The sequence below is a fragment of the Actinomadura sp. KC216 genome (assembly GCF_004348535.1).
Lineage (GTDB): Bacteria > Actinomycetota > Actinomycetes > Streptosporangiales > Streptosporangiaceae > Spirillospora.
Map to the genome: position 1 here is coordinate 1 of NZ_SMJX01000312.1, position 9,643 is coordinate 9,643.

The window sequence follows — 9,643 nt, forward strand, 5'->3', positions numbered from 1 at the left end:
TCCACCCACCACCCACCGCCATCCAACGCACGAGCTAGCTCGACGCCTCGTCCTCCACCCACCACCCAGTGTGCGGCAGGCGCCAGACTGTTTCGCCGTCGTCGGTGGTCTCGCCGGTGGGCCGTAACCCGATCTTGGCCGCGACGGCCTCCGACGCGTAGTTCTCCGGGTGGACGGTCGCGACGACATCACGGACGCCGTGCCCCAGCAGCCAGTCGAGCAGCGCGCGGGCGGCCTCGGTCGCGAACCCGAACCCCTGGTACGGCATCCCGATGACCCAGGCCATCGACGCGATGCTGCGCGGCGGGCCCGGCGTCACGGTCGAACCGGCGGACGCGGGCGTCACCGTGAAACCGGGCGGCGCGGGGGCGACGGTCGCCTGGACGTACCCGATCGCCCGCCCGTCGCGGACCCGCCGGACGATCCAGTTCAGCCAGTACTCCTGGTGGTAGGGCGCGGGCCCGGCGACGAGGTGCTCGTACCGGGCGCGCAGCTCGGCCAGGGTGAGCGGCTCGCCGCCGATGTGGCGGTGCAGGCGCGGATCGTCCAGCACGGGCGCCATCTCGTCGGCGTGCTCGACGGCCAGCGGCTCCAGGACGAGGCGCTGGGTCCGGATCGGCTCGGAGAGCGTCCCGTACACTCCGCCGATCGTAGGCCCCCGGCGCCGGATCGGGGCCGGTCAGAGCCGCCGTGTCCAGACATTGCGCGCATGCTGCTTCGGGGTGAGCCACAGCCACGGCTGGGAGTGCCGGAACGGCAGGTCGGTGCCGGGCTGCCAGGGGAACAGGCCCTCCGGGTTGGGCCAGACGACCTGCAGCATCGGCAGCGGCGGGCGCCGGTAGAACGCCACCGCGCCGCCGAACAGCCCGTCGTACCAGTGCGGGTCGACCTCCCGGAACGCGGCGGGCTGCCCGCGGACGATTCCGTCGCGGCGGTCGCCGTCCGCCGGGACCCGCCCGTCGGCGGTCTGCCGGCCGAGCGTGTTGAGCGACTCCTCCATCTCGTACACGTCGCCGCCGAACATGGCGAGTTCGGGCGCGCCGTGGCTGTGCCACAGGCCGATCGTGTACGCCCAGCCGGGCCCGGCGTCGTCGGGATGGACGAGGACGACGCTCCACCCGTACTCCGTGATGTGCACGATGGTGCGGAGCTGGAAGTTGTCCAAGCGGTCGCGGTCACCGTAGTCATTGCAGATGACACAGGTGCACGGGGAGCGGCCGTCGGACATGACCTTCAGTTTACGATCTGTCGACGATCGGTATTGCTCCACTCCCCGATCCGCCGGGTCACCAGAACACCCCCGTGTCGCGCGGCCGGGCCTCGTGGGCTGCGGGGACGCCCGGCCGGGCGAGGCCGCGGGCGGCCACCGCCGCCAGCAGCATCGCGGCGGGCAGCCCGAGCGGCACGGCCGCGAGCGGCGCGACGGTGGCGACCTCCAGCTCCGTCCCGCCGAGCAGGCCCGCGACGCCGAGGTTGTCGCCCTGCCGTCCCGTGGGCAGGACGACCGCGGCGAGCGCCGCGGCGACGGCGACACCGGCGGCGGGGAGCGCGAAGATCCGGCGCCGGACGAAGAAGCCCAGCCCGACCCCTGCCGCGCCCAGCACCGGCAGCACGAGCAGCGCGAACCAGCGCGCCGGGCTGGGACGCATCTCGACGCTCACGACCGGCGGCCTGCCGGCCGCGCGGAGCCGCCAGGTCCGTCGGCCGGTCGGCGTCCCGTCCGTCTCCACGGTGGACGGCACGGACGGCAGCCGCAGCCTCATGGACGTGTCGCTGAACCCTCGCGCGCGGAGCAGCCGCAGCGCGCCGGCCGTGTCGATCCGCAGGGAGGCGCCGCGTCCCGTCCGGTACGCGCGGTCGATCTCGGCGCGGGCGAACGGCATGCCGCGATCGTGCTCGGTGCGCACCCGGACGTCCCGCGCGCCGGGGAACGCCGCGCCGGCGATCTGGCGGGCCAGGGCGCGGACGTCGGCGTCCGACCGCAGCCGTCCCGCCGCGTGGAGGTCGAGCCGCGCGCCGCCGTCCGGCAGGATCTCGACGCGGAACCAGGCCCGCTGCGGCGGGGCGGGGCCGCCGCCTCCGCCTCCGGCGCATCCGGCGAGCACGGCGACCGCCAGCAGCACCGCGCCGAGCGCGGCGAGCCGTCGAACCGACACCCCGGACCTCCGATGCTGGACGGATGCTCGCCGTCCAGCCTGACCGGGCGAGGTCGCACGCGCGTCTCGTTCCGGTGTCGGTGGGTTCTCCGACCCAGTACGTTGAGCGACCGAACACGATCACCGTCCTCCAGCCCCCACCCACCGCCATTCAACGGACGAGCTCCGCTCGACGCCCGTCCTCCAGCCCCGGAAAGGGAATTGCATGGCCGACCGCAACGCGGTGGAGCCCTCTGCCGTCAACGGCGACGTGCCGCACGCTGCGCGGATATGGAACTACTGGATGGGCGGCCGGGACAATTACGCGTCCGACCGCGCCGCCGGCGACGCGGTGGCCGCGGTGTATCCGGAGATCGCCACGATGGCGCGGCAGTCGCGGCGGTTCCTCGTGCGCACCGTGACCTTCCTCGCGCGCGAGTGCGGCGTCCGCCAGTTCATCGACATCGGGACCGGGCTGCCGGCCAAGCAGAACACGCACGAGGTCGCGCAGGGCATCGTGCCCGAGGCGAGGATCGTCTACGTCGACAACGACCCGCTGGTGCTGGTGCACGCCCGCGCGCTGCTCGGCAGCACCACGGCGGAGGGCACGACCGCGTACGTGCACGCCGACTACCACGACCCGGACCGGATCGTCGCCGAGGCCGGGACGGTGGTGGACGTCCGCGAGCCCGTCGCGGTCATGTTCATGGGCGTGCTCGGCTACGAGCCCGACCTGGAGGTGGTGCGCGCCATCGTCGGGCGGATGATGGAGGCGACGCCGTCCGGGAGCCATCTGGTGCTGTGGGACGGGACCGACACCGGCCCGGAGGTCGTCGTCGGCGCGGAGCGGCTCGTCGAGTGCGGCGGCGCCCCCTACGTCCTGCGCGCCCCCGAGCAGCTCGCGCGGTGCTTCGAGGGGCTCGAACTGGTCGAGCCGGGGCTCGTGCCGATCACCGCGTGGCGGCCGGACGGGGAGGCCCCGCCGGTCGACGCCTACGGCGCCGTGGGCCGAAAGCCCTGACCGAAATCCGCTGATTCGGTTTCCGGAAAGCCGGAGATCCGGATGATCATCACAGAGTTATCGCTTTGCGATCTTCGCGGCTCATACTCGGCGGCTGTCAGCTGACAATCGCCGTGTAAGGGGCATTGGTGTCACAAGCGGAATTCGCGCCGTACGACTTCGACGCGAACACGCCCAATGCGGCTCGGATGTACGACTACTACCTCGGCGGCAAGGACAACTACCCGGCCGACCGGGAGGCCGCCGAGAAGATCATGGCGCTGGGGCCGAGCCGGGACATCTGCGTCGCCAACCGGAGGTTCCTCGGCCGCGCCGTCCGGCTCGCCGCCCGGGACGGGATCAGGCAGTTCCTCGACCTCGGCACCGGGCTGCCGACCCAGGACAACGTGCACGAGGTCGCCCAGCGGGAGGCGCCCGGCTCGCGCGTCGTCTACGTCGACTACGACCCGGTGGTCCTCGCCCACGCCCGCGCGCTGAAGGCCATCGACGCGACCACGAACGTCGTCCGTGAGGACATCCGCACGCCGCGCGCGATCCTCGCGCACCCCGATGTGCTGGAGCTGATCGACTTCGCGGAGCCGGTCGCGGTGCTGTTCGTCGCCGTCCTGCACTGCCTGACCGACGACGAGGACCCGTGGGGCGTCGTCCGGACGTTCGCCGAGCGGATGGCGCCGGGCAGCCATCTGATCGTGTCGCACCTGACCGACGACGCCCATCCGGAGGCGGGCGCGGCGGCCAGGGAGGTCTACGACGGCGCCACCGCGCCCCTGATCCACCGCGGCCACGCCGCGATCTCCAGGTTCTTCGACGGGTTCGAGGTGCTGGACCCGGGCGTCACGGTCGTCAACGAATGGCGGCCCGAGAGTGACCTCGACCGGGAGCGTCCCGGCGGGGAGTGGTTCTACGTGGGAGTGGGGCGGAAACCGTGAAAAGGCTGGGCGTGGTCGCCGTAGCGGGTCTTCTCCTCGCGCTCGCGGCGTGCACCGACGGCGGCGGCTCCGGCCCGTCCGGCGGCGGGGACGCCAAGAGCATCGCGTTCTTCGGGTTCGCGAAGGCCAACTCGTTCTCGCAGGCCACGTTCGAGGGCGTGAAGGAGCAGGCGGCGAAGGCGGGCGGGAAGGCGGAGTTCTTCGATGCCGGCTTCGACGCGCAGACGCAGATCCGCCAGCTCCAGGACGCGATCACGTCCAAGCGTTTCGGTGTCTTCGTCCTCCAGGCCAATGACGGGACCGCGGTCGTGCCCGCCGTGCGGCAGGCGGTCCGGAGCGGGATCGCGGTCGTCGTCCAGTTCACGCCCGTCGGGACGCGCTACGACACCGCCGAGCCGCAGGTGCCGGGCGTGATCTCGCTGGTGGACGTCCCGGTGCAGAACGGCGGGCAGCTGGGCGTCCTCGGCGTCGGCGCGTGCCAGGCGAGCAAGGCCAAGCCCTGCAAGGTCGCCTACCTGGAGGGCCTGAAGACGCTGCCGCTCGACAACGCGCGCACGAAGGCGGTCGTCGGCTCCCTGAAGGCCGCCGAGGGCGTGGAGGTCGTCGCGCAGATCGAGGGCGGCTACACCCGTGACTCCGGCCGCAAGGCGATGCAGGACCTGCTCCAGTCCCATCCCGACGTCGACGTTGTCATCGGGTCGTCGCAGGCGCTGTTCGGCGCCGAGGGCGTGGCGAAGGGCAAGGACATCCTCTACGTCGGCAACGGCGCGTCCCGGCAGGCGGTGACCGCCGTGCGCGAGGGGCGCTGGTTCGGCATCCCGTACCTGCCGGTCCGGACGGCCGGGGCGAAGGCCGCCGAGCTGGGGTTGGCGAAGGCGAGCGGCAAGGGCGTCCCGGTGACGACCGAGATATCGTCCCTCGCGCCGAACGGCGGAACGCTCACCAAGGACCTGATCGTCTCGTCCGGGGTCACCGGCGAGTACGACGAGTAGCGGCGTGGACGTCGCGCTCGAAGGCATCCGCAAGAGCTACGGCGGGACCACCGTCCTGCACGACGTCTCGCTGACCCTGCGCGGCGGGCGGGTGCACGGCCTCGTCGGCGAGAACGGCGCGGGGAAGAGCACGCTCGCGCGGATCCTGTGCGGCGCCGTCCCGGCCGACTCCGGGCGCGTCGCCGTGGACGGCGAGCCCGCCGCGATCCGCTCACCGCGCGACGCGCTGCGGCACGGGCTCGCGCTCGTCACGCAGGAGGGCGCGATCGTCCCCGGCCTCAGCGTGGCCGACAACGTCTTCCTCGGCGCCAGGGCCCGTCGCCATGGCCTGCGCGACCCGGCGGGGGACCGCCACCGCCTCGCCGCCCTCCTCGACCGGACGGGGTTCGCGCTGGACCCGTCCGCCCGCGCGGGCGACCTGCCGCTCGTGCACCGCCAGCAGATCGAGATCCTGCGCGCGCTGGCCCGCGGCGCCCGCCTGATCGCCCTCGACGAGCCGACCGCGCTGCTGCCCGGGCCCGCCGCCGAGCGCCTGCTCCGCCTGGCCCGCGACCTCGCCGACCGCGACGGCATCGCGATCGTCCTCATCTCGCACCGGCTGGACGAGGTCCTCAACTCCTGCGACACGGTCACCGTCCTGCGCGACGGGCGGCACGTCACCACCGCCCCCGCCGCCGGCCTCACGGCCGCGGGCCTGCTGCGCGCCATGGTCGGACGCCCCGTCGAGATGCTGTACCCCGAACCCGCGCCCGTCCCGGAGGGCGCCCCCGTCGTGCTGGCCGTGCGCGGGCTGTCGCGCGGGACGGCGGTGCGCGGCGTCAGCCTGGACGTGCGGGCCGGGGAGATCGTCGGGCTGGCCGGGCTCGTCGGCAGCGGCCGGACGGAGACGCTGCGCCTCGCCTTCGGCGCCGACCGCCCGGACGGAGGCGAGGTGACGATCACCGGCCGCCGGGTCACCGGGCGGGCGCCGTCGCACGCGATGGCGCTCGGCGCCGGGCTCGTGCCGGAGTCGCGCGCCGAGCAGGGGCTCGTCCTCGTCCGGTCCGCCGCCGAGAACCTGGCCCTCGCCAGCCTGCCGGACCGGCGCCGCCTCGGGTTCGTGCGGCGCCGCGCGGAGCGCCGTGCCGTGGGAGGCGCGGCGGAGACGCTCGGCATCCGCGGCGCGGGCCTCGACCGTCCCGCGTGGACGCTGTCGGGCGGCAACCAGCAGCGGTCGGTGTTCGGCAAGTGGCTCGTCCGGTCGCCGCGCGTGCTGCTGGTGGACGAGCCGACCCGCGGCGTCGACGTCGCCGCCAAGGTCCAGATCCACCGCCTGATCGCCGGTCTGGCGGCGCGGGGCGTCGGCGTGCTCATGGCCTCCTCGGAGGTCGAGGAGGTGCTCGGGCTCGCGCACCGCGTCCTGGTGATGGGGGACGGCCGCGTCGCGGGCGAGTTCCCCCGGGGCACGAGCGCCGAGGACGTCCTGGTGGCGGCGGGCCTGCGATGAGGTACGCGGCCGTCCGGGACCACGGGATCGTCGTGGCGCTCGCCGGTCTCGCCGCCGCGCTGTCCCTGTCGACCGGCACGTTCCTCACGAAGGGCAACCTGGTCAACGTCCTCGACCAGGCCGTCGTCGTCGGGCTGCTGGCGTGCGGCATGACGCTGTGCATCGTCTGCGGCGTGTTCGACCTGTCGGTGAGCGCCGTGCTGGCGGTCAGCGCGGTCGTCGCGGTGCTGGTGACCGAGTCCGCCGGGGTGCCCGCCGGATACGCGGCGGGCGTCGCCACCGGGACGCTGATGGGCATCGTGACCGGGCTCGTCGTCGCGCTGTCGCGCGTGCACTCGTTCATCGCGACGCTGGCGCTCAGCATCGTCTACCGGGGCCTCGCGGTCGTCATCACCGGGGGCGCCATCGTCTACCCGCCCGCCGGCCGGCTCGACGCGTTCCAGGCGCTGAGCCTGCCTTCCGTGCTCGGCGGGATCACCGTCCCGACGCTGGTCCTCGCGGGCGTCGCCGCCGCCTGCTGGGTCCTGCTCGCCGCGACGACGTTCGGCCGGGCCGTCTACGCCGTCGGAGGCAACGCCGAGGCGGCGCGGCTGTCGGGCATCAGGATCGCGCCCGTCCGGGTCGCCGTCTTCGCCGTCAGCGGCGCGTGCGCCGGGACGGCGGGCCTGGTCATGGCGACCCGCGCCGGTTCCGCCCAGGCCGGTCTCGGCTCGCTCCTCGAACTGACCGCGATCGCCGCGGTCGTCATCGGCGGGACGAGCATTCTCGGCGGCGAGGGCGCCGTGTGGCGCTGCCTCGCGGGCGTGCTGATCCTGACGCTCATCTCCAACGGGTTCAACCTGCTCGGCTGGGACCCCACCTACAAGCAGGTGATCGAGGGACTGCTCATCCTGGCCGCCGTCACCGTCGACCGCCTCCTGCGCCGCCCGGCGGCCGGATCGCCCGCCCGATGAAGGCCCCGGAGCCCTTCGCGGGGACCCCTTTCGGGCAAGGCACGATCCTGCCGGTAGCCTGGCCGGGCGTCCATCCTCCTGAAGTGGTGGGACGATCTCGTCCGCGCGGCGGATTGCCCACGGTCACCAGGGGCATACCTTCGGAATCATGAGTCAGTCCAGTCCGCAGCCGGAGCGGCCGTCCCCGGGACGCCCGCGGGACGGGCGGCAGGACCTGCGCCCCGACCGGCCCGTCGCCGCCCCCCGCGACGAGCTCGCGGCGGCGCCCGGCGATCTCACGGCGGCGTCCGACGCGATCCGCGTGCCCGAGGCGACCCGGTCGCCCGAGACGATCCGCGCGTCCGACGCCGAGCGGGAGGCCGTCGTCGAGCGGCTGCGGATCGCCTCCGTCGAGGGACGGCTCACCTTCGAGGAGCTCACCGAGCGGACCGAGGCCGCCTACGCCGCCGTCACCCGCGGCGACCTGGAGGACATCACCGCCGACCTGCCCGGCATGGGCGCGCCCGGCGCCAACCCCGCGCCGCTGCAGGTCAAGCGCAAGTTCAGCGCCGTCATGGGCGACTGCAAGGAACGCATCGTCGGCCGCATCGACGGGCCGCTGGAGGCCGTGTCGGTGATGGGCGACGTCGAGCTCGACCTGCGCGGCGCGCAGGTCCCCACCGGCGAGGTCAGCGTCACCGCGCACGCCGTGATGGGCGACATCAAGATCATCGTTCCGGACGGGGTCCGGGTCGAGGTGACCGGCCACAACTTCCTGGGCGGCCGCAAGGTCGCCGTCCGCGACCCGCTGCCCGGCGCCCGCGTGCCCGTCGTCCACGTCACCGCGCACGCCGTGATGGGCGACGTCAAGATCGTCGACGACGAGCACCACGCCCCCGTCCGCCGCGCCATCGCCTCCTGGTGGCGCGACCGCACCTGACCGCCGCCGGTCCGCGCCGCGCATGTGTGGCGTGGCGACCGCCGGGAAGGTACAATCGGCGTGCGGCAGCGTTCGCGCTGCCTCTCCAGTCTGAGTTGACCAGTCCGCGTCCGAGTCCTGCAGTCGCAGTCGAGCAGTCGCAGTTCTGAGTCCCAGTCTCGAGTCTCCCAGTCGTCAGTCATCCATTCTCAGTCGCCAGTCGACGTCGTAGTCATCCAGTTTCACAGTTCTCGTCTGAAGTCGAAGTCCGCCAGGAAGTCGCCGTCCCAGTTCGAGTCGCCCGAGAACGACACGTTAGAGGCGATGATGGACCGAGAGACCGAGTTCCTGATCTGTGCGGTGGTGCTCACCGGAACAGCCGTGACAGCGACGATCTTTCCCGCGCAGACCGTGGGTCTGCTGCTGGGCGTCAGCGTCGGCGCTTTCCTGAAGTGGGCACTGCTCAAGCGGGGCTAGCCAACGGGCGGCCCGCTCACTTACTTCCGCTGGGGACCTCACTCTTCGATGATGAGGTCCCCAGCGTTAACAGGGAGACGAGACGAGATGTACAGGCTCATTGATCTGACGCGCGCGCACGCGGGAACCGAGGCCGCGATCCTGGAGGCGTTCAACGCCGCCCATGAGGGCCCGCCCCCCGCGAAGACCGAATACATCGTGGTGCCGGGTCAGGCCAGGCCCGCCGGCACCGACGGCCACATTTGGACCGAACTCTCCGGGACGGTCGACGACGCGGCGGTCACGGCGGCCGTCCACGAGCGGGTGGGGCTCGCGCGGGAATCCGGTGTCGGAATCTCGGTGGCGTCGTTTCGCGGCAGCGTGAAAAGCGTCGCGGAGATGCTCGACACCATTCACGGCGGCGTCGAATTCATCCATCTGGGCACGTTCGCGCCCCCGACGGCCGGCGGCGAGCGCCTCGACTGGGACGACGGCTGGATGAAGCGGGAGGACGCCGTCAACACGCTGGTCCGGGCGATTGGCGCGGCGTCCGGGCAGTCGCGGATGACCGACCTGCGAAAGCACCTCTCCGCGTGCGATCCGCGATTCCAGAAGCAGGTCGGGACGTTCACGGCCCGCCCGAAGTTCATGTCGACGCTGGTGTCGCTGGCCGAGGAGCGCGGCCTGGTGGCGGTCGTCCCGACCGCCAACGGCGACAACAACCCGCAGATCGCCCTCACCGCCGCCGGCTATTCACGGCTCGCCCCCACCTC

Annotated in this window: 11 protein-coding genes; 8 read left to right on the forward strand and 3 right to left on the reverse strand. The window is 73.0% G+C overall.

Translation table 11 applies throughout. The annotated features are described in order from the left end of the window. Positions 1–34 precede the first annotated feature (34 nt). The 3 genes from E1264_RS34730 to E1264_RS34740 are packed head-to-tail and all read right to left on the reverse strand — an operon-like array spanning position 35 to position 2,156. Positions 35–640 (reverse strand): GNAT family N-acetyltransferase, encoded by a 606-nt coding sequence (locus E1264_RS34730; RefSeq protein WP_132180432.1) that lies wholly within the window; start codon positions 638–640, stop codon positions 35–37. A gap of 39 nt (positions 641–679) precedes the next feature. Continuing rightward, positions 680–1,228, reverse strand: a complete 549-nt coding sequence (locus E1264_RS34735) for a DUF4262 domain-containing protein (protein ID WP_132180434.1) — start codon at positions 1,226–1,228, stop codon at positions 680–682. Between the two features lie 58 nt (positions 1,229–1,286). Beyond that, on the reverse strand, positions 1,287–2,156 hold the full coding sequence (locus tag E1264_RS34740) for a hypothetical protein (protein WP_132180436.1): 870 nt from the start codon (positions 2,154–2,156) through the stop codon (positions 1,287–1,289). 205 nt (positions 2,157–2,361) lie between these two features. Here E1264_RS34740 and E1264_RS34745 point away from each other — a divergent pair, with 205 nt between their 5' ends. The 8 genes from E1264_RS34745 to E1264_RS34775 all read left to right on the forward strand — a co-directional run. Further along, complete coding sequence (locus E1264_RS34745) at positions 2,362–3,156, forward strand: SAM-dependent methyltransferase (protein ID WP_132180438.1); 795 nt, start codon at positions 2,362–2,364, stop codon at positions 3,154–3,156. A 128-nt stretch (positions 3,157–3,284) separates the two neighbouring features. After that, positions 3,285–4,085: an SAM-dependent methyltransferase gene (locus tag E1264_RS34750; protein ID WP_132180440.1), complete on the forward strand. Its 801-nt coding sequence runs from the start codon at positions 3,285–3,287 to the stop codon at positions 4,083–4,085. Continuing rightward, the gene (locus tag E1264_RS34755; RefSeq protein ID WP_207936623.1) at positions 4,082–5,077 is read left to right on the forward strand and encodes a sugar ABC transporter substrate-binding protein; all 996 of its coding nucleotides are present in this window, start codon (positions 4,082–4,084) and stop codon (positions 5,075–5,077) included. The genes E1264_RS34750 and E1264_RS34755 overlap by 4 nt, the downstream gene beginning before the upstream one ends. 4 nt (positions 5,078–5,081) lie before the next feature. Continuing rightward, a complete protein-coding gene (locus tag E1264_RS34760) occupies positions 5,082–6,563 on the forward strand; it encodes a sugar ABC transporter ATP-binding protein (RefSeq protein ID WP_132180442.1) in 1,482 nt (493 codons plus the stop codon). After that, positions 6,560–7,516, forward strand: coding sequence for an ABC transporter permease (locus E1264_RS34765; protein ID WP_132180444.1), 957 nt, complete (start codon positions 6,560–6,562; stop codon positions 7,514–7,516). The genes E1264_RS34760 and E1264_RS34765 overlap by 4 nt, the downstream gene beginning before the upstream one ends. Before the next feature lie 148 nt (positions 7,517–7,664). Then, positions 7,665–8,435: a DUF1707 domain-containing protein gene (locus tag E1264_RS34770; RefSeq protein WP_243711347.1), complete on the forward strand. Its 771-nt coding sequence runs from the start codon at positions 7,665–7,667 to the stop codon at positions 8,433–8,435. A gap of 303 nt (positions 8,436–8,738) precedes the next feature. Further along, complete coding sequence (locus E1264_RS43980; protein ID WP_165964538.1) at positions 8,739–8,891, forward strand: hypothetical protein; 153 nt, start codon at positions 8,739–8,741, stop codon at positions 8,889–8,891. 87 nt (positions 8,892–8,978) lie between these two features. Continuing rightward, positions 8,979–9,643 (forward strand): hypothetical protein (locus E1264_RS34775; protein WP_132180446.1); only part of this gene is annotated, 665 nt, incomplete at its 3' end.

Excerpts from the sequence above, each read along its gene's own strand:
- E1264_RS43980 (WP_165964538.1), top strand. The coding sequence starts at position 8,739 with ATGATGGACCGAGAGACCGAGTTCCTGATCTGTGCGGTGGTGCTCACC.
- E1264_RS34745 (WP_132180438.1), top strand. The coding sequence starts at position 2,362 with ATGGCCGACCGCAACGCGGTGGAGCCCTCTGCCGTCAACGGCGACGTG.
- E1264_RS34770 (WP_243711347.1), top strand. The coding sequence starts at position 7,665 with ATGAGTCAGTCCAGTCCGCAGCCGGAGCGGCCGTCCCCGGGACGCCCG.
- E1264_RS34765 (WP_132180444.1), top strand. The coding sequence starts at position 6,560 with ATGAGGTACGCGGCCGTCCGGGACCACGGGATCGTCGTGGCGCTCGCC.
- E1264_RS34735 (WP_132180434.1), bottom strand. The coding sequence starts at position 1,228 with ATGTCCGACGGCCGCTCCCCGTGCACCTGTGTCATCTGCAATGACTAC.